This window comes from Gemmatimonas phototrophica (genome assembly GCF_000695095.2).
GTDB classification, from domain to species: Bacteria; Gemmatimonadota; Gemmatimonadetes; order Gemmatimonadales; family Gemmatimonadaceae; genus Gemmatimonas; species Gemmatimonas phototrophica.
Genome location: NZ_CP011454.1, coordinates 4,273,492 through 4,298,912 on the forward strand (window position 1 = coordinate 4,273,492; position 25,421 = coordinate 4,298,912).

18 protein-coding genes and 1 pseudogene are annotated in these 25,421 nt (G+C 65.5%); 6 read left to right on the forward strand and 13 right to left on the reverse strand.

Annotated features, from left to right (window positions below; genetic code table 11):
- Window positions 1-13 precede the first annotated feature (13 nt).
- The 3 genes from GEMMAAP_RS18020 to GEMMAAP_RS18030 all read right to left on the reverse strand — a co-directional run bounded on the left by GEMMAAP_RS18020 (window position 14) and on the right by GEMMAAP_RS18030 (window position 3,296).
- Window positions 14-1,069 carry a serine hydrolase gene (locus tag GEMMAAP_RS18020; protein ID WP_053333530.1) on the reverse strand — a complete coding sequence of 352 codons (1,056 nt, stop codon included), beginning with the start codon at window positions 1,067-1,069 and terminating at the stop codon, window positions 14-16.
- Window positions 1,070-1,195: 126 nt separating this feature from the next.
- Window positions 1,196-2,185 (reverse strand): 2-hydroxyacid dehydrogenase, encoded by a 990-nt coding sequence (locus tag GEMMAAP_RS18025; protein WP_026848104.1) that lies wholly within the window; start codon window positions 2,183-2,185, stop codon window positions 1,196-1,198.
- A 106-nt stretch (window positions 2,186-2,291) separates the two neighbouring features.
- Window positions 2,292-3,296 (reverse strand): hypothetical protein, encoded by a 1,005-nt coding sequence (locus GEMMAAP_RS18030; RefSeq protein WP_043579298.1) that lies wholly within the window; start codon window positions 3,294-3,296, stop codon window positions 2,292-2,294.
- Here GEMMAAP_RS18030 and GEMMAAP_RS18035 point away from each other — a divergent pair.
- Window positions 3,295-4,041, forward strand: a complete 747-nt coding sequence (locus GEMMAAP_RS18035) for a tetratricopeptide repeat protein (protein WP_026848102.1) — start codon at window positions 3,295-3,297, stop codon at window positions 4,039-4,041. The two genes, GEMMAAP_RS18030 and GEMMAAP_RS18035, sit on opposite strands and share 2 nt — an antisense overlap.
- 672 nt (window positions 4,042-4,713) lie before the next feature.
- Window positions 4,714-7,362 (forward strand): BTAD domain-containing putative transcriptional regulator, encoded by a 2,649-nt coding sequence (locus GEMMAAP_RS18040; RefSeq protein ID WP_026848101.1) that lies wholly within the window; start codon window positions 4,714-4,716, stop codon window positions 7,360-7,362.
- Between the two features lie 63 nt (window positions 7,363-7,425).
- Here the strand turns inward: GEMMAAP_RS18040 and GEMMAAP_RS18045 are convergent.
- The 5 genes and pseudogenes from GEMMAAP_RS18045 to GEMMAAP_RS18065 form a co-directional block, all read right to left on the reverse strand.
- Window positions 7,426-7,779 (reverse strand): annotated as a pseudogene (locus GEMMAAP_RS18045) (SRPBCC domain-containing protein); the annotation flags it as partial.
- Window positions 7,749-8,126 (reverse strand): ArsR/SmtB family transcription factor, encoded by a 378-nt coding sequence (locus GEMMAAP_RS18050; RefSeq protein WP_026848100.1) that lies wholly within the window; start codon window positions 8,124-8,126, stop codon window positions 7,749-7,751. The pseudogene GEMMAAP_RS18045 and the gene GEMMAAP_RS18050, both read right to left, overlap by 31 nt.
- Window positions 8,127-8,191: 65 nt before the next feature.
- Complete coding sequence (locus GEMMAAP_RS18055) at window positions 8,192-8,665, reverse strand: YybH family protein (RefSeq protein ID WP_026848099.1); 474 nt, start codon at window positions 8,663-8,665, stop codon at window positions 8,192-8,194.
- Window positions 8,666-8,682: 17 nt separating this feature from the next.
- Window positions 8,683-9,183, reverse strand: a complete 501-nt coding sequence (locus tag GEMMAAP_RS18060; RefSeq protein WP_053333529.1) for a 2'-5' RNA ligase family protein — start codon at window positions 9,181-9,183, stop codon at window positions 8,683-8,685.
- Between the two features lie 32 nt (window positions 9,184-9,215).
- The gene (locus GEMMAAP_RS18065) at window positions 9,216-10,001 is read right to left on the reverse strand and encodes a hypothetical protein (protein WP_145979227.1); all 786 of its coding nucleotides are present in this window, start codon (window positions 9,999-10,001) and stop codon (window positions 9,216-9,218) included.
- Between the two features lie 217 nt (window positions 10,002-10,218).
- Between GEMMAAP_RS18065 and GEMMAAP_RS18070 the strand changes: the two genes are divergently transcribed.
- Window positions 10,219-13,128 (forward strand): CHAT domain-containing protein, encoded by a 2,910-nt coding sequence (locus GEMMAAP_RS18070; protein WP_082821469.1) that lies wholly within the window; start codon window positions 10,219-10,221, stop codon window positions 13,126-13,128.
- 19 nt (window positions 13,129-13,147) lie between these two features.
- Here the strand turns inward: GEMMAAP_RS18070 and GEMMAAP_RS18075 are convergent, their stop codons facing one another.
- The gene (locus GEMMAAP_RS18075) at window positions 13,148-14,830 is read right to left on the reverse strand and encodes a beta-N-acetylhexosaminidase (protein WP_053333528.1); all 1,683 of its coding nucleotides are present in this window, start codon (window positions 14,828-14,830) and stop codon (window positions 13,148-13,150) included.
- 82 nt (window positions 14,831-14,912) lie between these two features.
- Here GEMMAAP_RS18075 and GEMMAAP_RS20860 point away from each other — a divergent pair, with 82 nt between their 5' ends.
- Window positions 14,913-18,437 (forward strand): DUF7133 domain-containing protein, encoded by a 3,525-nt coding sequence (locus GEMMAAP_RS20860; protein ID WP_053333527.1) that lies wholly within the window; start codon window positions 14,913-14,915, stop codon window positions 18,435-18,437.
- Complete coding sequence (locus tag GEMMAAP_RS18085) at window positions 18,437-18,898, forward strand: c-type cytochrome (RefSeq protein ID WP_053333526.1); 462 nt, start codon at window positions 18,437-18,439, stop codon at window positions 18,896-18,898. The genes GEMMAAP_RS20860 and GEMMAAP_RS18085 overlap by 1 nt, the downstream gene beginning before the upstream one ends.
- A 25-nt stretch (window positions 18,899-18,923) precedes the next feature.
- Here the strand turns inward: GEMMAAP_RS18085 and GEMMAAP_RS18090 are convergent, their stop codons facing one another.
- The 3 genes from GEMMAAP_RS18090 to GEMMAAP_RS18100 all read right to left on the reverse strand — a co-directional run bounded on the left by GEMMAAP_RS18090 (window position 18,924) and on the right by GEMMAAP_RS18100 (window position 23,571).
- Entirely contained in the window at window positions 18,924-20,453 is a 1,530-nt protein-coding gene (locus GEMMAAP_RS18090) for an alpha/beta hydrolase (RefSeq protein ID WP_026848095.1), read from the reverse strand.
- A 135-nt stretch (window positions 20,454-20,588) separates the two neighbouring features.
- Window positions 20,589-22,085: a carboxypeptidase-like regulatory domain-containing protein gene (locus GEMMAAP_RS18095; protein ID WP_026848094.1), complete on the reverse strand. Its 1,497-nt coding sequence runs from the start codon at window positions 22,083-22,085 to the stop codon at window positions 20,589-20,591.
- Window position 22,086: 1 nt separating this feature from the next.
- Complete coding sequence (locus tag GEMMAAP_RS18100) at window positions 22,087-23,571, reverse strand: carboxypeptidase regulatory-like domain-containing protein (protein WP_158514919.1); 1,485 nt, start codon at window positions 23,569-23,571, stop codon at window positions 22,087-22,089.
- Between the two features lie 230 nt (window positions 23,572-23,801).
- Here GEMMAAP_RS18100 and GEMMAAP_RS18105 point away from each other — a divergent pair, with 230 nt between their 5' ends.
- Complete coding sequence (locus GEMMAAP_RS18105; protein WP_026848092.1) at window positions 23,802-24,152, forward strand: ArsC family reductase; 351 nt, start codon at window positions 23,802-23,804, stop codon at window positions 24,150-24,152.
- A 63-nt stretch (window positions 24,153-24,215) separates the two neighbouring features.
- On the opposite strand, the gene GEMMAAP_RS18110 is transcribed toward GEMMAAP_RS18105, so the two are convergent.
- Window positions 24,216-25,310, reverse strand: a complete 1,095-nt coding sequence (locus tag GEMMAAP_RS18110; RefSeq protein ID WP_053333525.1) for a serine hydrolase domain-containing protein — start codon at window positions 25,308-25,310, stop codon at window positions 24,216-24,218.
- Between the last annotated feature and the right edge of the window lie 111 nt (window positions 25,311-25,421).

Below are 25,421 nucleotides of genomic sequence, written 5' to 3' on the forward strand. Positions count from 1 at the left end.
GTGGCGCTCAGTGTTAACGCGGCGCACGGGCCGCAGCCACCCCGTCAAAGTAGTCCACGATCCGGCGCGACGTCCGTCCAATCATGTCTTCCGTCTCGGCGTACGGTCCGGTAATGCCGTTGACGAAGAAGGCGATGACCACCGTCCCCGAGCGCGTGGAGATCATGCCGACATCGTTGGCGATGTTGGGACCGTCGCCGGTCTTGTGCGCCACCGGCACATCGAGAAAGTGCGGGATGCGGCGCACCCCGAGCTGTTGGCGACTCAAAATGGTTTTCATCATGGCCGACGCGGTCGCTGAGGCAAGGGTTCCGCGCTCAATGCCCTCGAGCAAACGGGCCGTCTCCCGCGGCGTCATGTCGCCCAGCCAATAGGCGTGGTCCTGAACGGTGAGCCGAGTGCGGGCTTCAATCAGCGCTTTCCGATTGGCCGGATCGCGAACGAATGCCACCCACTGGGCCCGTTCGCCGGTAAAGAGCGGGGTGTAAAGATCGAACAGCGGACTGTCCTGCGCTGCGTACTGCAGCCCGGTGGTTTCTTCCGCCGTCAGATTCGCAAACTCCGGCTTGAGCACCGCCAGCAGCTTGCGGCGATACTCATGCCCCCGGTTCACCATGCGCGTCCGTGAGTATCCGGACGCCGCCAGCCAGGCGTTGAGGCGCTCCACTCCGCCCACCCGGGTGGTCATGAGGTCGGTGGCCGTGTTGTCGCTCGTGATGATCATCTGGGTGATCAGATCTTTCACGGTCGGTTTGAGGCCCATGTCTAGAAACTGAAACACGCCGGTGCCGTCGCGGAGCTCCGCGCGTGTGATTTCCACACGCTCGTCGAGCATCAGCGTGTGCTGATCCGCCAGCTGAAAGGCGCGGATCATGATGGGAATCTTGATGACACTTGCGCTGCTGAAGGATTGGTCAGCATTGACCATGGCCTCCTCTCCCGTGCGCAGATTCTTGACGTACACTCCCGCTGTGGCCGGGTATCGCGCCAGGTCAGCTTCGAGCAAGCGTGTGAGGTCACTCGTGGCGGATTGCGCCACCGCGCCATGCGGCAGGGCGAACAGCATCATCAAAGCCGGAAGTACCCGTCGCATGCACGGTTCCTTTTGGGGGGGATAACGTTGACTGGAGCCGCGAGCGCTCGAACAGGATGCGCGCGGCATCGGCGAAAGAGCCAACCGGCCCGCTACACAATCTTACAGGTGCAACAGGTTCGGATTCTGCCGTCCTGCGGCCGCGTCGTCGAGATTGGCGATCGTGGTCTCGGCGATCGTCGTCATCGCCTCCTGCGTAAAGAACGCCTGATGACTGGTGAGCAGCACATTCGGAAAGGAGATGAGGCGCGCGAGCACATCGTCGTGCATCACCACATCCGACAAGTCCCGAAAGAACTTGCCGTCCTCTTCTTCATACACATCAAGACCCACGGCACCCACGTGCCCGGATTCGATCCCCGCCACCAGTGCGGCGGTATCGATCAACCCACCGCGACTCGTATTGATGATGGTGACGCCCGGCCGCGTCGTGGCGAGCGTCGCGGCGTTGAGCAAATGATGGGTCTCCGGCATCAGCGGCACATGCAACGAGATGATGTCCGAATCGCGAAGCAGTTCGTCCAATGTGACATAGCGGACCCCGAGTGCGAGCAGGTCTGCACGGGGTTCCACATCGGTTGCCAGGATTGGACAGCCGAAGCCGAGCATGATACGCGAAAAGATCGCCCCGATTTTTCCGGTGCCCACGACACCAACGGTGCGGCCATGCAGGTCACGCCCGAGCAGCCCAGACAACCGGAAATTGAACTCGCGGGTGCGATTCCAGGCCCGATGGATACGCCGGTTGAGCGTTTGCAGCAGCCCCACCGCGAACTCCGCAACCGCATACGGCGAGTAGTAGCCCACCCGATAGCACGCGATGCCGTGTGCTGCCGCCGCTGCCAGATCGAGATTGTTGAATCCGGTGGATCGCTGCACAATGCAGCGCACACCACCAGCGGCGAAGCGTGCCATCACGTTGGCGGTCGCCCGATCGTTGACGAACAGACACACGGCGTCGTAGCCGTGCGCGAGCGCCGCCGTGTGGATATCCAGTTGCGCGGCGGTGAAGGTCAGATCGTGGCGGCCAGCACATGCCGCCGTGAGAAAATCGCGATCGTAGGAGTGAGTATCGTAAACAAGGACACGCATGGCACACCGGGTTGGGGTGAACGGCAACCACCCCGATCATCGGCATGCGATTGCTGATTGGAACTTCTCTCGCCACCGTCGCCGCGCAAGGCGGGGCAACCGTGCCCTAGAACAACCGCTGCGCACCCAGCCGCACATACGGCACGTTCCCCGGGGCCAAGTCCGCCACGCGGCGGCCATCTCGCACATACTCGAGTCTGCGCAGCACCGTCATGCCGGCGTCGCCGGTGAGCTGCCACTTGCCACCCCGTGGCGCCCAGCGGAGCTGCGGACCCACCGTGGCGTTGGCAAGCCACAGCGCGTCGCTCCCGGCGATCCGCTGCGTTTCAGACAGGCCGTATTGTGCCCCCACCAGCGAGGCGTTGAGCCCCACGTCGAGTCCCTTGCGCGGCATCCACCAGAGGTCGCCGCGAGCCGGCAGCAGCGCATCCACCAAAAGGCGCCGCGACGGGCGCGACAGCACGTGCACCACAGGAATGGGGAGCAGCCGCCCGAAGCTTGAGGCGTAGGACAGCCCGGCCCCAATCGTGGTGCGCGGCGACACGATCCGATCCACGAAGGCGGCCCCCTCAACGCGGAAGGCGTCACCATACAGCCCCGGTCGCAGCAGGCTCACCAGCGTGTGGCGGTCGCCGACGCTCCGCAGCAGCATGAGTTCGGCGGTGGCCACCTGCAAAGAGGTGAACGCGTCGCCAACCGCTCCCGGGCGATTCGTAAGCGGCGCGCGCGGCAGCGCCGCCCGCACAGCGCGCCATTGGCCACCAACCAGAACGATCGTATTGCCTTGCTGGCGCACAAGACGCTGCGAAAGCGTGATCTGCAATGCCTGCTGTGTGAACTCCTCGCGGGCCGTTGTACCCGCCGGCACCGTCACCGGTGTGCCGCCAAAACTTTCCATGCGGACCGTCACCCGTTCACGCTGGGCGGCGAGTGTGGTGGGCAGCACCGAAGCAGCAAGCAGCCCGGCGAGACAGGCAACGCCGAGCGGACCTGGCCGACGAAAGGCATGCGGAAACTGGAACATGGCGGAGGGGGCGCGAGGAGGGGCCGGATTGGTATCTTCGATATAATCCAGTCTCAATAACGCGGCAATTTCACGAGCACTCGCCATGCGCCACCGCCTCCGGTTCGTCGCCTTCCTCCTTTCGAGCGCCTCACTCTCCGCTCAGCCCGCCCCCATCGCGCGGGTGGACACCCTTGTGGCCACCGGTCAGGTGCCCGCCGCCGTGGCCCTGGTAGACCAGGCGCTCGCGGCCGCGCCGCGTGACTTCGAGGTGCTCTGGCGAGCGTCGCGCGTGCGGCTTCTGCAAGGCGACGCGCTGGCGGAGAAGAGCAAGGCGCAGGACAAGCTCTATCGCGAAGCGCTCGCGCTGGCCGAGCGAGCCATCAAGGCCAACCCGGGCGCGCCGGATGGATACCTCCGGCGAGCCGCCGCGAACGGCAAGGTCGCGCTCTTTGCCGGGGTGCTCGATGCCGCCGACTACGTCATCCAGACCCGCGAGGATACCGAGAAGGTCATCGCCATGCGTGGCGTTCCGGCGCTGAGTGAGGCCAGCGCGCACTACATTCTCGGGCGTGCACATCTCAAGCTCACCGAAACGCCGCGTCCACTTCGCATGCCGCTCGGGCTCGGCTTCGGCAACGCCGCCGACGCGCTCACGCACCTCCGTCGGGCAACCGAATTGCGCCCCGGCTTCGTGATGTTCCAGCTGGAGTACGCGCGTGCGCTGCTCGCCAATGCGCGCCCTGCCGATGCCCGCGCTCTCTTGCAGCAGCTCCCTGCGCTCGCCAATCAGGAACCAGGTGACGAACAGCGGAAGCTTGAGGGGGCTGAGCTGCTCCGCACCATCCGCTGAGTCATGTCCACGAGGACGGCACCGGTCTGGCAGGCAATCACGGCCGTGTCGCGCGATCAACTCACTCGTACCCTATCCAAGGGCTGTACAACCAGGCGTACGCAAGGCCCGTCCGCAGTCACGACTGGGACGGGTTCCTCGCTGCGGCTGCCAATCCCTCAGCACTGCCGCCGCCGTGCCACCAGTCCGAGCCCGACCAGGCCGGCCGCCGTAAGCAAGTAAAGGGAGTTCTCAAGCCTTTTGGGGATGCCGACGCCGGAACGAATCTCCACATCGTTCGCGCAGCAGGCGTTCACGACAACGGTGTAGTCGCCTAACCCAAGAAAAAGAACGTTGATCAGGTTATTGCCAAATCCAAATCCGGCAGGACCGCATTGCGCCGGATATTTTGCGATGAAGCACCCGTCGTCATTCCCGCTGATGCTTTGGCCGCCGATGTAGCCACCCGCAAAGGGAAGCCCAGCACAGAGCTACATCTGCGGGTCGAACGGCGTGGTCCCGGTGGGGCCCGTGATGGACGTGTTGCGGTGGAGTAATCCCGGAATGTCTACGGCGCAAATCGTTCCCCGACAATCAGTTACGAAATGCACGCGATTCTCACATGCCACTCGGCGCATTCGCACACCCGGCTCGGCAATTGTCAGATGGCGAGCCGGGCAGCTAAGCTTGCCCATGATCTCGCTGCGGACATTGGGCGGAGTGGCCGTCACGCTGCTCGATGGACGGACACCGGCGCCAGGTGCGCTGCAACCGCGCCGTCTTGCGATGCTGGCGTTCGTGGCGCGATCGGGGGCGCTCGGCATCTCCCGCGACCGGATCGTCTCCACCTTCTGGCCGGATAGCCCCGAAGAAGCAGGCCGCCGGGCCGTGACGCAGGCGCTGTCCGCACTCCGCAGTGGATTGGATGCCCCGGAGCTCCTGCTCGGCACCCAGGAGCTGCGCCTCAACGCCGAGGTCGTGACCTGCGACCTGTGGGAGTTCGAACGCGCCATCGCCGAACGCCGGTACGAACAGGCCGCGGCGCTGTATACGGGCCCGTTTCTGGACGGCTTCCGCCTGCCCAACGCCCCGGATTTTGAGCGGTGGCTGGACGAGACGCGTCGGACCCTTGCCGATCGTCACGATGTCGCGCTTGAGCGGCTGGCTCGGGCGGCCGACGGACGAGGCGAAACGCTCGCGGCGGCCGGCTGGTGGCGGCGCCGACTGGCGAGCGATCCGTTGAGTGCGCGGATTACGGCCGAGGTGGTGCGTGCGCTAGTGGCGTCTGGGGATGCTGCCGGGGCACAGGGGCAGGCGCGGGTCTATGCCTCGCTGGTGCGGCAGGAATTGGGCGTTGAGCCCGACCCGTTGGTGGAGTCGGCGCTGCAGCAGGCGCAGCGCGAAGCGCCGCCGCGTACAGAACGTCCGTCCTCGCCAGCGACGGTGCTGACCGCGGCCACTGCCCCGCCGCCGCCTGCCGTGGCGGAGCGGCGACCCGACGCGGCATCCTCGCCGCTCCCGACCACTGCGCCGGAGGCGGCGCCCACCCCTCAAGGGCGGTGGCTCCGATTTGGTGTGGCGGCCGCGCTATCGGCCGCGGCGTTGCTGCTGGTGTGGCGCGCCGCCGTCTCCAATGCCGATCGCCTCGAACATGCGCACGTCGTAGACCCGAGTCGGGTGACATCGGATGATGGGCTGGAGCTCGATCCGGCGATCAGCCCGAGCGGGCAGCAGATCGCCTACGCCGCCGGACAACCGGGGCGCATGCGGCTGTTGCTGCGCCAGCGTGACGGCGGGCGTGCGGTGGAGCTGGTCCCCGGACAGTCTGGTGATCAGCGTCGCCCGCGGTGGTCTCCCGACGGCGCGCGACTGTTGTATCAGGCCAATCGTGCGATCTGGATGGTGCCGGCATTGGGTGGTGCGCCACGCGTGGTCGTCGAGGCGCCTGCCGACAGCGCAAAATCAGCCGCGTTTCCCACCTGGTCACCCGACGGGACATCACTGGCGTATGTAGTCGGTGACTCGCTGGTGGTGAGTGCCCTCGATGGAACGGCGCGGCGCGTTGTCATGGCCGAACCAGGGCTGCACTCTCCTGCATGGTCGCCGAACGATCGCTGGATCGCCGTGGTTGCCGGCAACCGCGATTTTCTGTACGGCGTGGTGGGCAACCTCGCTCCCAGTGCGCTGTTGCTGGTCCCTGCGCGCTGCGACATCCAACGTTCGCCTTGTCCGTCCACTACGGTTGGCGAACCCACCGCACTGCACCTAAGCCCGGAGTGGCGAGACAGTCGGCAGCTATTGTACGTATCGCAGCAGGGTGGCAGCCGAGATCTGTTTGGGGTTGAGATTGATGAGCGGGGCCATACGGCCGGTGCTCCCGTTCGACTCACGTCAGGCACGAGTGCAGCAAGCGTGAGTGTCGCCACTGATGGTGTGACGCTCGCGTATAGTGTGCTGCAGCTGCAGTCCAATGTTTGGAGTACTCCCGTGGCGACACCGGGTGCGCCAGTGCGCGTCACCAACGGCGCGCAGATTGTGGAAGGACTGGACGTTACGCCGGATGGGCGTTGGCTGGCGTTCGATGCTGATCGCAGTGGACAGCAGGATATCTTCGTGCTCCCACTCGCAAACGGTCGACCGGGCGCGACTGAAGCCGCACGCGTGGTTGATGCGCCGCGCAATGACTTTCATCCAACGTGGTCGGCCGACGGCCAGTGGCTCAGTTACTACACTTTTGTCGATGGCCAGCGCCGTGCGTCCGTGGTACCGGCGCAGGGCGGCGTGTCGCAGCTGCTGCTCACGGGCCCCAGCAAGGGCGAGGAATACTCGCCGGTGTGGAGTGCGGACGGGCGCGCGGTCGTCTACTGGCGCTGGCTCAACGGTCGCTACGAGCTCTTCGAAGTGCCCCGCACGGGCGAGCGCACCTTTGGCAGCGAACGGCAACTCACTACACGCGGTGGCTTCGGCCCGTCGTTCACGAATGACGGTCGTATGGCGTATTTCGTGAGTACGGGCGAAGTGTGGCTGATGCCCGCAGAACGCGATGAATCACGAGCGCGAAAGGTGTATCCCGTGGCCACCGCCGCGGCGCCAACGCTGTCCGTGTCGAGCGGTCGCGTTACGCCCGATGGCACTCGACTCATTGTGAAAGCCAACGATGGGCAGGGCGATGGTTATTGGGCGGTGCCGATTGATGGCGGCCGCCCACGCCTCATCGTGCGCGTGGACGATCCGGAGCGTCCATCGCCGCGCCTCGAATTCGCCAGCGACGGACGTCACGTTTTTTACACGCGGCTCGAACGATCCGCCGATGTGTGGTCGGCGCGGATCGCGAGACGATAGGGCGACGCAGGGCCTACCCCACGAATGAGGGGAAGGAACAGGAGCGACGTCCGCGTTGCCGAGTCACTCAGCGCCTGAGGACAGAGTCGCGAGCAGCTCGTCGAGTTGGTCGAACGTCTCCGGCATCGCGCCCGACGATCCGACATCCACCGACTCTTCCGTAGGATAGAGGTCGTACACCACGACCAGCGTTTGGCCGTGCTGTTCTTCGAACGTCACGGTGGTGACGGTCACGCCGTGGTCGCCCTCCTCATTCGTCCACACGAGGCGTGAGTGCGGAGTCACCTCGGCGTACGTGCCAAAGAACGCCATCGTGGACTCTCCGTGCTGAAACACGAGACGGTACTGCCCGCCCACACGCACGTCCATGTCGCAGGACAACAGCGTCAACCCGTACGACTTGGGCACCCACCACCGCCATTGCCTCGTTCCTCCCGGGTAAGTTCCGCGACCACGTGATCAAACTCGTCGAAGCGTGCGCTCCAGAGCCGGCGGTACTGTGCAATCCATGCCGCCTCGTCATGCAGTCCGCGCACGCCGAGCCGGCAGGTCCGCACACGCCCCACCTTCTCGGTGGTGACGAGTCCCGCGTGTTCCAATACGCCAACATGTTTCTTCATGCCCGTGAGGGTCATCTGAAACCGTTCGGCGAGCGCCGAGATCGACGCATCACCACGCCCAAGCTCCTCCAGCACACCGCGTCGGGTGGCGTCCGAGAGCGCCCCGAACGTGTCGTCGAGGCCGCTTTTCGAAAACTGAACCATGCGGTTCAGTATATGTCGTGAGGCGACCGCGTGCAATAGGAGCCCCCTACCGCGTCATTCGGTCGTTACGCCCCGGGGGGATCCCACTGAAAGTTCGACGCGTGGAGATGAACGATGAGCCAGGTGTCGCTCACGCGACGGACGACAAATGTGCGCCTCGCGAACGAGATCCGTTCGGTGATCGGCATGGGCGGCACAGGGCGCAAATGCGCCGTCACAATGGCCATGTCGCCAAACATTTGTGCGTTCACGGCAGCCGGCGTGATGGTGATTGGCCCGGTCCGGCCTTTGAACAGCGCCGCAAAACTCGCCCGAATCTGCGGCTTCCCGGTGAGCCGATACGGCGCATCGCCACCGGGCATAAAGGCCGTTGCCCCCTCGGCAAACGTACTCGCGATGAGGTCGAGGTTGGCCGTCTCGTTCGCCTGAATGAACGTACGAACCGTTGCCAGCGCCCGTTCTTCGTCGGCCGTCGTTTGCGCGTGGACGGCCGGTGCCGTGAGGAAGAAACTGAGCAGCAGGGTGAGAAGTCTTCGCATCGGAGTACCCGCTCGTGTCATTGCATGTTGAGCGGAAACGTTCCCCGCACCACCCACGGGGCATCGTCCACTTGCTCGATGAGGTGAACTTCCGGGAATGTAACGCTCAGCCCATCTCGCAAGGTGGCGGCACTCTTGAGCGTGTTCCCAGGTGCCTTGGGATTTCTCGGATGTGCTAGCGTCAGATGCGGCGCGTGTGATCGAGCATGCCGAGTTCCAAGGAGGATTTCCCGGAGTGATTGGAATGCCACCGTGCCACTGAAACAGGGCAACATGATGCCATGCTCGCCAAATCGCTCCGGCGGCCCGAACTGAAGTGTGACCGGTCCGGGCCGCACGTGGTCAACCAGCGCTGCCAACTCCGCAAGACTGAGCCCGGTGAGCTCGTCCTCTCGACACAAGGTCACGTGAGCGGGAATGAGGCGATGCTGTACCGGATCCACAGTACGCCGCACGGCCTCGATGTCGGCCCCGATATTCGGCGGCACAAAGAGGCTGAGCTGCGAGCGAGTCGGCACGTGGGAGCGGGTGGGGTGGTTGATCGGTATAACTACAGGAGGCAGGTAAGCGAAAGGCAACCGGTGGACCGGATCGTGAACGTCCCCGTCAATATTCCTGTCGTCGCATCGCCAACGGTCACCGTGTACGTCTGGCCAACCATGCCAGCCGGAACAACAAAGAACACAATTGGCGCCTGCCCGTCAAAGGTCACGTTACGTACGCTGCCATCCGGGAGCACGAAAGTCGCTGGCGTTCCTGCGGGCAAAAGCGCGTCGGTGCCATCGGGCCGTGTGCAACCGGTGGTAAGTCTCACGCCGTTGACGAGCGTGCTAGGGCCCAGGAGTGCCGCCTGCGAAGTCAGTGACGCGGTCGGTGCCATGAGTACCGGTCGCGTGAGCGCCAGATGCGTCGTTGCCACTCCGGTACCCGCCTCCACGGAGCGCACTTCCAGCGTCAGCGGCTTGCCAGGCGTTGCCCCCACCGTCACGCGGTCACTCGCCAGTCCGGCGGCGTTCGTAATCGATGAACCGGCGAACAGCTGACTCACGCCATCCGTCACGCGGAAGTTCACCAGTACACCGGCGGCCGCAACCGTGCGGCCACGACGGTCGATAGTGGTCAGGCTCGCGGTAACCGGTGCGTCGGTCCCGCACACCATACCCGCGCCAGTTTCGTTGACCAGAGCAAGTCGGACACCCCCGTCGATGGCCGAGTAGGGCGCCATGGTGTCGGCGGCGCCTGAACAGGCAACCGCGAACGCCGGAAGGGAGCAGGCAAGGGCGATGGTACGAAGCGTTCGGAAGGGCTGGGATGCGATGGTACGAGGTGTCGACATCGGCGAGGTCCTGAGTGTGGGATGGAAGGTTGGGCTGCATCCCTCAATCGGAATCGGCGCCTGGAAGCCGACAGCAGTGCGATGCGCCACATGAAGGAGGCGTCACCTCTCGCGCCAGACACAACCTGCCCGACATTGCAACGGCCTCCGCTTGATCACGAAGATTTCGCCGATCGCCCTCGACAGAGCGCATGCATGGGCCACAGGTTGACGGCCTATGCTCTTGTCGATCAGGCGTCCTTTTGATTTCACCTGCACCATGCTGAGCGCGATCGTCTTCGCGCACGCGTGGACATCCGTTCTAACAGCACAATCGGCACGTACGCAGTCGGTCGCACCGCTCGACCCGGGTCGTATGGTCCGGGAGATCACGCTCGCGTACGAGCAGGGGACAGAACTGGCGGTTGCGCGGCAGTGGCGCGAACGGCTTCGCGGCAACGACGCCGCACGCGCACTGCTTGATGGTTCACTCCACCGGCTGGCGTTTCAATTTGCCGACGCCGAGCGCGCGTATCGTCGGGCGGCACAAGATTCCGCGGGCCCAGTGGGCGCCTACGCCAACGCTGGTATCGTGACAATTGCCGCCAATCGCGGCGACTTCGTTGGTGCGCTGCGAAATATCACGGCATTGACCACGCAGATGGCCCGGGCGGGCGATCGCGCCGGATTGAGCGAAGTGCTGATTGCCCAGGCGCAACTCGCTCTCCGCGTGGTGGGTATCGACTCGGCGCTGACGGTCCTGCGCACGGCAGAGCGGACCTTGCCCGACAATGCGCCAACACTGCGAGTCCGTCACCAATGCGCTTCGCTGCAGGTGGCCGTTCGCCGTGGCGCGCGGATTGCCGACAGTACGTGGCGCCGCCTTGGCGCTGATGCGGCGCCGTTGGGCCCTCGCCTGCGGGCGGAATGTCTGTTCATCCGGGCCCAGAGTCTCGAGGCCGCCGGCAATGCCATCGGTGCATTGGCGGTCATGGACACGGTGGCCGAGTGGCAAATCGCCGCCCGGTTATGGAGCGGGCTATCTGTGACCCGTCAGTGGCAGGGGTCTGCGCTGGTGGATCTCTGGCTCTACAAGAAGGCACGTGAACGCCTCGCGGAAGCGCTCATGTACGCCAAACGGAGCGGGAACACCAACGCCGAAGCGTGGGCCATGCACGAATTGGGGCGATTTGCGCAACGGCTTGGCGCGTCGGGTGATGCCGCACGCGACCTCGCCATTGCCCGCCGCCTCTTTCAGGCGTCGGGTGACGCCACGGCACTCGCACTCGCCACCCAGGCCTCTGCCGATGGTGCACTATGGCGCGGGGACCTGACCGTTGCCGACTCGCTCTATCGGGAGGCAGCACCGCTGTCGGCCGTACTCGCCCCGCTGTCGCGTGTTGGTGTCCTCATTGCCCGGGCAGAGATCGCGCGACGCCAACGTGACCTGCTCCGGAGTAGCGCCTTGCTCGATTCCGCCGAGGTGCTCGGGAAGGCGAGTAACATGCGCTTTCGGCTGACGGACATTACGTATCACCGCGGTGTGGACGACCTCGTCCGCGGCGACGCGGCGCGTGCGGTTGTGCGGTTGGATTCGCTGCTGAAACGGCAGAACCTGGTGGGCCCGGCGCGTTTCGAAGTACACAGTCGGCTGGCCGAGGCGTTTGCGTTGCAGGGCCGACTGGACGACGGGTGGAAGGCGTTCGGCAACGCCAAGCGCGTGCTCGATCTCTGGGGGGCCGGCCGTCTCCAGCGATCGGACAAGTTGGCATTGCTGCAGGACCGCGTCTTCGACTGGGACCGGGACTTGGGGTTCGCCACCATGCTTGCCCGCTTTGCAACGGCGGGGCGAAATGCCGAGGCGCTCGCCATGGCCGAATGGCGTCGCCTGCGCAACAGAGAGCAGTCCGCCCTGCAGCGCGGCGCTCTGGCTGTAGACACCAAGCGTCTCGTTGGGGTCACGGTGAGTTCAGTTGATACGTTGGCACTTGATCCCCAACGGTTCATTGCCCTCGCGCGCGCGCGCCTGTCACCGCGTGAGGCGGTACTCAGCTTCGTCGTTGGCGCCGGCAACGAACCCACGACGGCGTTTCTGCTGACACGCGATACGCTGCAGAGCATTGCTCTCTCACCCATCGATTCGCTGGTATCGGCGATCGAACGATTCAACGCGTTCCTGCAGGCCGGGCGTGTAGTTGCGCCGTTGGCGACAGAGCTCTCGCGCGCATTGATTGCCCCCGTACTGACCCATCTCCCGACAGGCGTCACGCGATTGATCGTCGTACCCGACGGCGAGTTGCATCGCTTGCCGTTCGCCGCGCTGAGGCATCCGTCCGGTGAACCATTGCCGTTTCACCTCGAGGTGGCCATCGCGCCGTCGGTGGAGGATGCCATAGGGAGTGCAACACGCGTCGCCCGATCGGGACCGAATGCACGTGCGCCGCGCGTGTTGCTGGTGGGCGCGCCGCGCGATATGCCGTTGGTGAGCGGTACCGATCGCCGTTGGCCGGCATTGCCGGGAGCTCGGGCCGAGTTGCAGGCCATCAGCACCCAGTTGGATTACACGTCGCGCCTCGATGGGCGGGCGGCCACACAGGAAGCGCTGGCCCCGCGGCTGGCCCAGGGAGGCGCGTTGCTGCACGTGGCAACGCATGCGGTGGCCGACCCCACGTCTTTTGGTCGCACCGGGTTGATCGTGCAGCCGTCAGCCGATGACGGAGGCTTGCTGAGCACCACCACGCTCTCGACGCTCCCCATGCCATTCGATCTCGTGGTGCTGTCCGCGTGTTCCAGTGGAGAAGGGCTGATGCTGGCTGGTCAAGCGCTGCACGGCCTGGTCAGCACAGTGCTCGATGCGGGGGCACGCGGTGTGATTGCCACCCGCTGGCGGCTGGATGACACCGCCATCGTGCCGCACATGCAGCGACTCTATACGCTGTTGCTCGAAGATGGCGATGTGGTGACCGCGTTGCACCGTACCCGCGTGGAGGCCATGCGGGCGGGGGTGTCACCGGCAATATGGGCGAACCTCGACTACTTCGGCGATCCGACGCTGCAGGTGGTGCTGCAGGCGCGCACGACGTCGGCGTGGTCGCGGTTTACGGGGAATGTGTGGGGGTGGCTCCGGTCGATCGGCGGGGCCGACTAGCGGACGCGCACGTGGCCCCCTACCGCTCCCACGCCACCTGCGGCGACGGATAGTAGTTGATCCCCAACAGTCGCCAGCGCGGCGCGTGTGCCGCAATGCGCGTGCGGAACCCCTCCCAGCTGCGCTGCGCCGTCGCACTCCACCCCACCTCGGCCAACGCGGGCAAACGCGGCATGAGCAGGTATTGCGCGGCGTTGAGGTTCTTGATCGTCTCGCTCCACAGCGGCGCTTCCACCCCCAAAATGGACGACTCGGTCAGCCCGGGTGAGTACGTGGCCGGGTCCCAGTCGTACGCGGTCTGCAGCTCGATATAGCCCGCCCAGCGTAGTCCCACTTCGGTGGTCGGAGTGTACTTCATGTCGAGATACGTGCGCGGGCCCGGTGACATGATGAGCTGGTTCCCCTGCTTCACCGCCAACAGCGCCGTATCGCTGCGCCAGAGCTGAGCGATGCTTCCCGGACGCAACGTGGCTTTTCCTACTTCTTCCCAGCCCACCATCGTCTTGCCGTACTTGGCCACGATGGCCTGCGCACGCTCCACAAATCGCGCGTACTGTTTGTGGCTGAGCACTTCCACTTCGTCGCCACCAATGTGCACGTACGCACCCGGTGTCATGGCCGCGATTTCGCGCACCACGTCGTTCACGAACCGCCACGTGATGGCCTTGTCTGGGCACAACGCGCTCCACCCGACGCGAATGCCCGTGTACACTCCCGCCGGTTGCGTGCCCTCGCCAAAAATGCTCGGCGTGGGGCGACTGCACCCAAGGCGCGGATACGCCGCAATGGCGGCGTTGGTGTGCCCGGGCATATCGATCTCCGGCACCACCACGATGTGGCGAGCCGCGGCGTAGCGCACGATGTCAGTGTAATCGGCCTTGGTATAAAAGCCGCCCGACGCTCCCCCCACCTCGGTGCTGCCGCCCACCTGCGTGAGCTTGGGCCAACTCGCAATGACAATACGCCACCCCTGATCGTCAGCCAGGTGCAGGTGCAACCGATTCAACTTGTACAGCGCCATCAGGTCGATATGCTGCATGACCTCGTCTACCGTGAAGAAGTGGCGCGCCACATCGAGCATGGAGCCACGCCACGCAAAGCGCGGCACGTCGGTAATACGGCCGCTCGGCACCGAGACCGTTGGCGCGAGCCGCAGCGCACTGTGCTCCGCCTCGATCCCCCACGGCAGCAGCTGACGCAGTGTGGCCACGCCCCAGAACAGACCGGCGGAAGTACGCGCCACCAGGCGTATCGTGTCGGCGGTTATGTCGAGCGTGTAGCCCTCGTTGCGCGTGCCGGGCGCCGTCGCCACGTTGGCCAGCGCGCTCGTATCGACGCGCAACAGCAGCACGTTTCCGGGCGCCGCCATGGCGCGACCAGCGCGGCGCACGGGCAGCCGCAACGCCGTTGACTTGCGCAGCATGCGCGCCAGGAACTCTCCCGTCTGCATCACGTCGGCCGGGCCATCGGCCACGATGGCGGTGGACGCCGAGAAAACAAACGGCGCCCCCGTGACGGCCACCACGCTGGTGGGGACGGGTACCACGCGGTGCGCATCGAGCGTGGTGAGCGGCGCCGACACCACCGGCGCGGCGACAGGAGCAGACTGCGCGAGCAGCGGGGTCACCGGGGCGACGCCGAGCAGCGCGAGGGCTGACCAGACGCGGCGGCCAACCCGCAAGGCAATTCGAGGTGTAGGCATGGCGGAAATTTACGTCGCGGGCTGTATCTTGCCGTTATTGTCGCCCCGCCCTCTCGCTGACGTTCCCACCTGCCCCCCTCCGATGACGCTTGTCCGCGCTCGGTACATCGTGCGCCGCTGGATTGGCGCCGTGCTCCTGTTGTTGCCCACAACGCTGCCCGCCCAAACCACCGCCACCGCCGCGGAGGCGCTGCCGCGCAGCGGCCCCGTGCCGCGCGACACGGTGCGCGAACGTGCCATGCGTCAGCAGCTGCGGGTGGCCGACGGATTTTCGGCGACGATCTTCGCCGCCCCGCCGGTGGCCATGTATCCGGTGTGTCTCACCGCGACCACGGAGGGGGCCGTGTTCGTCTGCGTCGATCCGAACCTCTCGCTCACGGCCACCAAGGGGCGCGGACGCATTGTGCGCCTCGTGGACGACAACAGCGACGGCGTGGCCGATCGGTATACCATCTTTGCCACCATGGACAGCCCACGCGGCGTGGCCTACGACGGCAAGACGCTGTACGTCATGCACCCGCCCAATCTCACCGCCTATCGGGACACCACCGGTGATGGCATCGCCGACGTGTCAGAGGTGCTGGTGAACGGGTTGGGCTTCGACCTCGACTTCCGTGGCGCCGATCACACCACCAACGGCATCACGCTGGGCATTGATGGGTGGTTGTACATCGCCGTCGGCGACTATGGCTATCGGCGCGCCGTGGGCAAAGATGGCACCGCCATTACGCACCGCGGTGGTGGTGTGGTGCGTGTCCGTACCGATGGCACCGGGCTTGAGATGTACGCGCAAGGCACGCGTAACATCTACGATTTGGCGGTCGATCCATTTCTCAACGTGTTCACGCGCGACAACACGAACGATGGCGACGGTTGGGACATTCGCCTGCATCATCTCCCCGCCGGTGCCAACGTGGGGTATCCCGCGCTGTACAAGAACTTTGCCAGTGAACATCTCCCGTCACTCGCCGACTACGGGGCAGGTTCGGGCACCGGTGGGCTGTGGGTGCACGACCCCGGCTTCCCCAATGGTTTTGGGAACACGTTGTACACTGCCGACTGGCTCCTCAACGAAGTATTCCGCCACCCGCTCACTACGCGGGGCGGGAGCTACGCCGTGCAGCAGGAAAAGTTCGTCACCGTCCCCCACCCCGCCGATATGGCGATGGACGGCCAGTCGAACATGTTCATCGCCAGTTTGGCTGGTGGCAGCTACACCTATGAAGGCGATTCGGTGGGTTACGTGGTGCGCGTCAGCCCAAACCGTACCAGCGCGCCGCCCGCGCCCAACATCAATCGCGCGAGCGACATCGCCCTGCGTACGCTGCTCGTTCATGCGAATAGCGAATATCGTACCCGGGCACAGCGAGAGATCCTTCGGCGCGGTGAACGTGCCGGCGTCGTCGTTGGTCTGACTGCCCTTGCCCGCCACGCTCGCAACCCGGCGTACGCGCGTGTCGCCGCGATGTTCACCCTCAAACAGCTGATTGGCCCCCGCTCTCACGGCGTGCTGCGCACCGCCGCCACCGCGAGCGAACCGCTGGTCCGCGCCATGGGCCTGCGCGCGCTCACTGATGATCTGCGCCAGACCACCGGCGTTGAGCCGTCGCTATTTGTGCAGGCTCTCGCCGACATCGATCCGCGCGTGCAAATGACGGCGATCACGTCGCTGGTCCGTCTGCGGGCGCGTCCCGAGGCCAACGCCATCGTGCCGTTGACCGCCAGCGCCGATGTGGCGGTCGCCCACACCGCCATCAACGGTCTCGTAGCCCTTGGCGCCGCAGACGCGGCCCTTGCCGCACTGAGCAGCAGCGCCCCCGGCGTGCGCGCCGGCGCCCTGCGCGCGCTGCAAGCCATGCATGTTCCGGCCGTGACATCGTCGCTCATCACGATGGCGGGCACCAACGCACCGCTCGATGTCATGGCGACCCTCGCCCGTTTGTATCACCGCGAAGCCGAATGGACCGGCACGTGGTGGGGAACACGCCCGTCGTTTATCGGCCCGTACTTTGCGCCAACCCCATGGGCGGAGAGTGCCCGCATTGCCCCGGTGTTGCGGGCTGCGGTTCGCTCGGCCAGCGCAGCGGCGGCACCCGCGCTCATCACCACCCTGGTTCGCAACCGTGTCCTGCCGCAGGGGGCCGACGCCCTCGTGCGCGCCGCACTTGCTTCTACGGTCATGCGCGGGGAGATCATCGACACATTGATCGGCCACAGCACGGTGCCCGCGTCATGGACGCCGATGCTCACGCAGGTCAGCGCACTCAGCACCGCGCACCGCGCCGGCGTGGCCCAACTGCTCGCTGGTGAAAGTGCCCTACCTGAGGGGACGCTTGCTCTGGCGCGCGGGTACGTCGCCGATGCCACCATCGACGACGAGACACGCGCGGCACTTATGGGCAAGGTGGCGGGTTTGCCAGGGCGTAGCGGGCTGGATGCCGCGACCTCACTCCTTTCGTTGATGACGCCAGCCATCACGCCGGCGGGAACCACCGCTGGTCCGCTTGAAGCGGCGTGGCGACGATACGTGGGCGATCGCCGGCGTCTCACGGAGCTTGATTATTTCATCGATCTCTCGCGTTCCGCCGTCGCCGAGCAACGCGTGCTGGGCTTTGCCGTTTTGCTGCAGTCGGTTCGCGGTGCGCGCACGGCGGCGGCCATCACCGACAGGGTGCAGCCCGTGCTCGCCGCTGCGTGGCAGAGCTACGCGGCCTCGGCCGACCTCGCGCGTGCCGCTCGCGTCATGCGTGTGGAGAATGCCTACGCCGCTCAATTGGCCTCTCTGCCTCAGGCGCCGCCAATGCGGGCGCCAGCCACCGAATGGGAACCGCTGTTCAACGGCAAGAACCTGAACAACTGGGAGATCAAGTTCACGGGGCAGAAGCTCGGGGTGAACTTTCGCAATACGTTCCGGGTGGATTCTGGCATGCTGCGCGTGCGCTACGACAACTGGACCGACTTTACCGGACAGTTCGGCCATCTGTTCACCAAGAAGCCGTATTCGTACTACATCGTTGCCGTCGAGTATCGCTTTGTGGGCAATCAGGTAGCGGGTGCGGGCAGCGGGAACAGCTGGGCCATTCGCAACAACGGCATCATGGTGCATTCGCAGTCGGCGGCCAGCATGGGGCTGAATCAGGATTTCCCCATCTCCCTCGAGGTCCAAATGCTGGGCGGCTTGGGAGGCGGCACCCGGACCACCGGGAATTTGTGCACGCCAGGTACGCACGTGGTGATGAACGACAAGTTGGTCACCGCCCACTGCACCAACGCCGCATCAATCACCTACGACGGAGATCAATGGGTGCGCGTGGAAGCGATGGTGCTGGGTGATTCCGTCATCAAGCACATTGTGAACGGCGATACGGTCCTCACCTACTACAAGCCCCAAATGGGTGGTGGCGCGGCGAACAACACCAATCCCGGTGTCCCCGTCGCCGGCAAGCTGTTGAGCGAGGGATTCATTGCCCTGCAGGCAGAAACGGCACCCATCGACTTTCGCAAAGTGGAGCTGCTGAATCTCAAGGGATGCATGGTAAAGACTGATCCCAATTATCGTGCACACTTCGTGAAGTCCGACCCCATGGCGTGCAGGAAAAAACCGTGATGTTCACGCTTCCCCTGTTCGCATTCTCGCTCGCCGTGGCGTTCGTGACTCCGCCAGCGGTGCTGGCGCCGCCACCGCAGCCTCCCGACGGCGCCAAAATCTACGCGGCCACCTGCCAAGCCTGTCACCAGGCCAACGGCCTCGGACTCGGCACCCAGTTCCCGCCGCTCGTGGGCTCGGAGTGGGTCACGGGCCGCGAAGACCGACTCATCCTCATCATTCTCCACGGCATCACCGGCGAGATTGAAGTGGAGGGGGAATCGTTCAACGGCCTCATGCCCACCTGGGGCCCCACCTTTGGCGACGCCGATGTGGCGGCGGTTGCGACGTATGTTCGCGGAGCCTGGGGCAACAAGGCGGCTCCTGTTTCGGTCGCAACTGTGGCGCGCGTACGGGCGGCGTTTGCCACGCGCACTACACCGTGGACCGCCGGCGAACTGCAGCGGGCGCTGGCGAAGTAGCCGGCAGCCCTCAAGCGGGTGTGAACTACGGCCGGCGCAGCCAGCCCCAGTTCACCAGCGCCTCTTCGATAGCCGTGCGCATGATAGCCTGGCCCGGACGGTCATAGAAACCAAAAAAGTGCGTCGCGTTGGGGACCGGCACGAACCGCACGTCATTGCCGACGACACGCGACATCACACTGAACCGTTCGGCATCGGCAAAGTCGCAGTACTCATCCTTGGCCGCGTGAATCATGAGTGTACGCGGCTGACCGGCAGCAACAAGGTCAATTGGTGAAAAGAGGCGAACAGGAGCCCGCGCACTGACGCGTTTGTGGAAGTACCCGTCCTCCTTGGGGCCGGCGGGATCCACGCACACACCGCTCGTGATCACCGCCGCCGGATACCGACGCTCGGTCGGAGCAACACTGGTGTCGAGCACCTGAGCGGAATAGCCACGCGTGCCAAGCCACAGCGCGAGCCCCGCCCCGGAGGAGAAACCGGCGACACCAATGCGATGAGGATCAATGCGGAGGCGGGCCGTATTGCGCTGGACGTATTCGAACGCTGCCCGTGCGTCCTCGGCCTGCTCGATTGGGCCGGCGTCGAACCGGTTGCCGGTGCGAAACTCCACCCCCACGACCGTGATGCCGAGCCGCCGGAGTTCACGGACAATGCCGGGTGAGTAGCTCCAGTTTCCTGACGTGCCTGACCCGCCATGAAACCAGAGCAAGGCGGGACGATCACCGGTGGTGTCGCCGGCGGTCGGACGCAGGAGGTGCAATTCGAGCGGAACATCGTCGATGCGGCGATAGGTGTCGATCGCGTGCCCGGCGCGCGTGGCGCGATGATCGGCGATCAGTGAGTCGACGCGCCAGCGTGCGGCCGAGTCGGGGCGCAATGCCATCCATTGGGCGTAGACCGAGTCGACACCGCGTTCGTTGTTCTCGTCGAGATATGTGAGGAGCAATGCCGTGGTGATGCGCCGCTGTGCCGACTCGTTCTGGAACAGTGCGCGCGCCGCCTCAAACTCGGCGCGCAGCCATTGCGCGTCACCGGTGCGCAGGGCAGAGCGTCGCGCCAGCAGCGTGCGCGCGCGCTCGTGCACCAGCGCGCCCCGTAACTCGGCATGCTCCGGCAGCGACCACCAGCGTTCCTCCTCGAGCGGCAGGGTGCGGAGAAGTGTATCCAGCGTAACGTCGGGAGCCACATCCGCCGCCTCGCTCTCACGCCAGTGGAAGTAGGGCCACAAGACACGCCCCCAGGCGTGCCGGAGGCGGAGTCGCATCAGTTCTTCCTCGAACTGGCTCGCCGTGAGGCGCTCGCGATATCGCCCAAGCGCCTCGCGTTCACCCTCGAGCGCGGCGTCCCAGTTGCGGCGGAACTCCGCGGGGGGCGTTTGCCACGTGGCCGCAAACGCAGGTGTGGCGAGTGCGCTGTTCCGTTGCCGCCATTGGGAGAGAACCGAATCGGCGCCCGGCGCCTGCGCCGCAAGGCGAGCGCCGGGGCTGAGCATGGCACTCACGGTGAACAGCGCGGCGAGCGCCCGACCGGCACCACGCGAAAGAGAGGTCATGGTTCGTGCTACGCTCGACCCCTGCGCCGAGTTCCGGTCAGTTGAGGTCACGGGGCGGGGCCTTTTCGGGGTTGGAGCGGCGCGAACGATCAATGCTGCTTGATCCAGCACCGCCGCGTTAACTCGCTCCCGAGATCAGCGCCCGCGACGGCGCGGGTCCATCACCGGCACGTTGCCCAGAAATGAGCGCGTCCACACCACCAGCACCCCACAGTCCCCCAGATCGGTGAACTCGGCGGGGCGCTGCATGGCGCGCGGATACATCTCAATGGCGGCCACTTCGCTGGGCGGCACGATTTCATCGATGGAGATGCCGTTGGCCTCAAAACGGAAGCCATCGAGGTAGATAGGAGGAATACATTCGCCACCGCCACCACCGCGAACGTACACCACGTTGCCGTACCCCGCGCGCATGCCCAGCCGCACCCCCGGGATGCCCCACAGCACACTCGTGAGCTGCGTGCTGGTGCGCTCGCGAACGGTGGCGCCGTCGAGAATGGTGCCCAACCCGCGGCGCCACCGTCGTTCAATGGCTCGCACGTCGGGCGGCAACACGCGACCAGCGGTGACGCGCACGGTGTCCAGCATGACGCGCGACTTCTCGAGCGTCACCTGCACCGACAGCGGGATGCCCGGTGTAAGGACGACCGGCAGGCGGCGTGCGTCGAAGCCCACGGCGCGCACCTCCACCGTTTGCGTGCCCGCAACGGCATCGGCCAACCGAAAGGTACCGGTGCTGTCCGTGCGCACCACACTGCCGCTCCCCAACACGCGCGCAATCGCGTTGGCGAATGGCGATCCATCCGGTGTGCGCACCGTGCCGCGCACCATCCCCGCGCCACGCCGCAACGAGAATGCCATGCTGTCGGCGCGCCCCGCCGCCGCCACCTCGCCGCCGGTGCCCGCAATTGCTGCGTCGCGCACGTCGAGCACGAAATCCGCCACCACATAGGCCCGTGTGGGCACGGGCAGTTCCACCACCCCGGTACTGTCGCGGCCGCGAGAGGCGAGTGCCGTGACCGTCGTGCCCATGGGTACGTGACAGAGTACGAATGTGCCCGACGAGTCGGTGCGCGCGGCGCGGGCCACCTCTTCGCGCCCCATGCGCGCCTTGGCAAACACCCACTCCGGCCAACTGGCCCGCACCATCGCCCCCACCACCGGGCGTCGCCGCATGGCGTCGCGCACATCGCCCGTGACGACGGCCACACTGTCCTCCGGGGGAGAGCCGCACAGGCGCTTTGCCAGCGTGGCCGCACTCGGAATGGCGAGCGTGAGCGTGATGGTACCTGCCTCCACCACCTGCACCTGCGCCACCGGCGCCTCAATGCGCAGGGAATCGAGTCGCGGGTGCAGAAAGCTCACCAACCATGGGCCCGCTGACAGGGCCGGCACACTAAAGGCGCCGGTCGAGTCGGTGCGCGTGTCGATTCCGTCCGAAACCTTCCCTGGCTGAAAAAGCCGCACGGCGGCGTACGCCAGTGGCGCGCGGGCAACACTGTCGTACACCACGCCACGCACCGGCGCCGATACAGGAGGCCCTGCCGGTGTGAGCTGCGCCATGGCGGGGGCGCCACCGCCAAGCAGCATCAGCCCCGCTGCCAGCAACGCGCGAACCGTAGCGAAGTGCATGCTACTGGCGCCGCCGCGGGTCAATGGGAGCGACCTTCTTGAGCGCGTAACCGGTCCATACGAGCACCACACCACAGTCGCCGCCGCTGAAGAACTCGGGGGGCACTTTCATGGGGTTGTCGTACACCTCCATGGCCAGCACATCGCCGGGCGTCACGATCTCGTCAAGCGACAGCTCCACGAATCCATCGAGATTGGGATTCCGTGCCGTCGTGGCGGTTATGCCCCGCGAGATACTGTAGCCGTCGAGGAAGATGCGCGGAAAGCACTCGCGTCCGTTCTGACCGCGCATGATGATGGTGTTGCCGCTGCCCAAGCGGTTGCCAAGCCTCACGCCAGGGACGTTCCAGAGCGCCGTGGTCAGAGTGGTACTGGTGCGTTCGCGAATGGTGGCGCCGTCCATGATGACGCCCAGCCCCTGTTTCCACCGGGCTTCGATGCGCTCCACCTGCCACGGCACCACGCGCCCGGCGGTCACCCGTACCGTATCAATCCGTGTACCGCTGGACGCCAGCGCGATGGCGACGTTCGCGACCTCTCCCGCCCGCAGCACCACGGGGATGCGCTGCGGCTCGAAGCCTACCGATCGCACTTCGAGGGTCTGTGTGCCGGCCACGGCATCGGCGACGCGAAATCTCCCGGCACTGTCGCTGCGCGCCGGCGAACCACTCCCCAGCACGCGCGCCACGGCGTTGACCAGCGGTTGACCATTGGGCGTCGTGACCACGCCACGCACCGTCCCGGCCCCACGCCGTTCCCGTGTTGGCGCGCCGGTCGCAGTGCGATCCAGGACGAAGTCGGCCACCACGTATTCGGCCGTCGGCACCGAGAGTTCAATCACGCCCGTCGTGTCGGCCCCCAGATAAGCCAGCGCGGTGACGATGGAGTTCTGCGGAACATGACAGAGCACGAATTGACCGGTACTGTCGGCGCGAGCTTCGCGTACGGCATCCTCGCGACCCATCTTCTTGTTGGCAAACACCCACTCCGGCCAACTGGCCCGCACCATCGCCCCCGCCACCGGGCGCCGCTGGGTGGCGTCACGCACGTCGCCCGTGACGACCGCCAGACTGTCTTCCGGAGGAACACCGCACAGGCGCCGTGCCAGCGTGGCCGCGCCCGGAATGGCGAGCGTAAGCGTGATGGTGCCCGCCTCCACCACCTGCACCTGCGCCAGCGGCGCCTCAATGCGCAGCGCGTCGAGCCGTGGATGCAGAAAGCTGACCAACCACGTGCCCGCTGGCAGCACGGGCACACTAAAGCCACCCTGCGAATCCGTTCGCGCGTCGAAACCGTCGGCGGCCTGATTGGAGCGGAAGACTCGCACCGCCGCATCGGCGAGTGGCGCCCGAGCCACGCTATCAAACACCACCCCGCGCAAACGCGCCGCAGGCTGCGCGTGTACGCGGCCAGCCACGGTCGCCGCAAGCAGCGCTGCCCCCACGCCGAGCGTCATCTTCCTTCGCGCGACAGACGACTTGATCATTCCCTTTGCGGCGGTGAGGACCATGGGGCCGTAGGCAAGAGGAGACGGGTACGTTCTAATTTCGCTGTGAGCGTGCCAGTCTGCGAGGGCGCGTCATCTCGGCATGGCATATGGACGCCTGATGCCGAGCGGTGAACGCCCAATGGCGCCCCGCGCCCTTGTCTGGCTTGCGCTGAGGTGGCGCGTTGCACGACCTTCCCGTTGCAACCCACGAGGAGAGCTCCCAAGCCATGACCTTTATTCTGTACGGCATCCGCAACTGCGACACGATGAAGAAAGCCCGCGCTTGGCTCGATGCACGCGGCGTCGCGTATGCGTTTCACGACTACAAGGTCGCGGGCATTGATGCGGGGACGCTCCGCGCGTGGGCGACGTCCGTGGGGTGGGAGAAACTGCTCAACCGCGCGGGCACGACATTCCGCGGGCTGGATACTGCGGACAAAGCTGACCTGGATGAGGCCAAAGCGATTGCGCTGATGGTCGCCAACCCGAGTCTCATCAAGCGTCCGGTATTGACGGGCGTGGGTGGGGTACCGCTGGTGGGGTTCAGTGTAGCGGCCTATGAGGCGGCGCTCCCCTGATCATCGCTTACCCTGTCGCTGGCTTCTGTTGCGACGCGGCGCGTTGTGCCGCATAGCCACTACCTACGGCCGCTCCACCAACACCTTGATCAACCGATCCTTGAAGCTGTCGAGCTTTCCGAACGTGTCGGGATCGAAGCGATCCGTGTTGCTCAGAATGATCAAGGTCTTGTTGATGCCGGGCATGCGAATGAACGTGTGGTTGAAGCCGTACGATCGGCCACGCCGTTCCACCACGAGGGGTGAACTGGGAAGAAAATAGTAGTCGTACACCCAGCTCCCGTAGGCCACATAGCCGAGCTCGGGGTGCGACGTGTACATCTCGGCGATGCTCGCCTTCTTGAGCAATCGTTCGCTGTAGAGCGCCTGGTCAAAGAGCATCAGGTCCGCCACGGTGCCGTACATCGCACCGGCAGCACCGGCATTCTCAACATAGTCCGACGGCTCGGGCGTGAGGCGGCCAGAGGAGTCGGCGAGATAGCCTTTCGCGATACCCGTGCTGGCGCGCGTCGCGATGCCAGTGTGTTTCATGCCGAGCGGCGTGAGAATGCGCTCCTGCAAAACGGTCGCGAACGGTTTGCCGGTGATCTTCTCGATCATCAGCTGGAGCACGAAGTAGTCGAGATTGGAGTACGCGAACTCACCATAGGGGCGATAGGCCAGCTTCGCCGTCTCCATCACCATGGCCCGTGCACTGCGCGGCGCGGCGTACAGCGCGTCCGGCTCTTCGGGAGACCCGGCACGGTGCAGCAGCATATCGTGCACGGTGATCTGCTCGGCACGCGGGATCTTCAGGTCGGGGAGCACCTGAGCAATGGTTGACGATACGCGGAGTCGCTGTTCTTCCACCAATTGCATGACGAGCACCGCAGCAAACGCCTTGGTGATCGATGCCAGCCGGAAGCGCGTATCCACCGTCATTGGTACGTTTGTGCCGGCCGACCCCACCGCCGCCTGAAACACGGTGGTACCCTGCTCCGCCACCAACACGACCCCGGAAAACTGACGCTGCGCAACTTCGGCGCGCACGACGCTGTCGAAGGCCGCGGTGGAGGCTGGCGCCGACGCGCGTGCCGATGCGGCGGATTGTGACGCGGCAGGTGGCCCGACAACGAGACCCGCGAGAGCAGTGAGCACGGCGAGACGGCGAGACTGCATGGGATGGGTAAGATGGGTAACAGGGAACGCCCGGTCGGGGCTGCGTACGGCTAACTCCGGTCGGGGCACGGCAGTTTCAGTGTTCCGCAGGCGAGTAAAACCTTTCAGCCT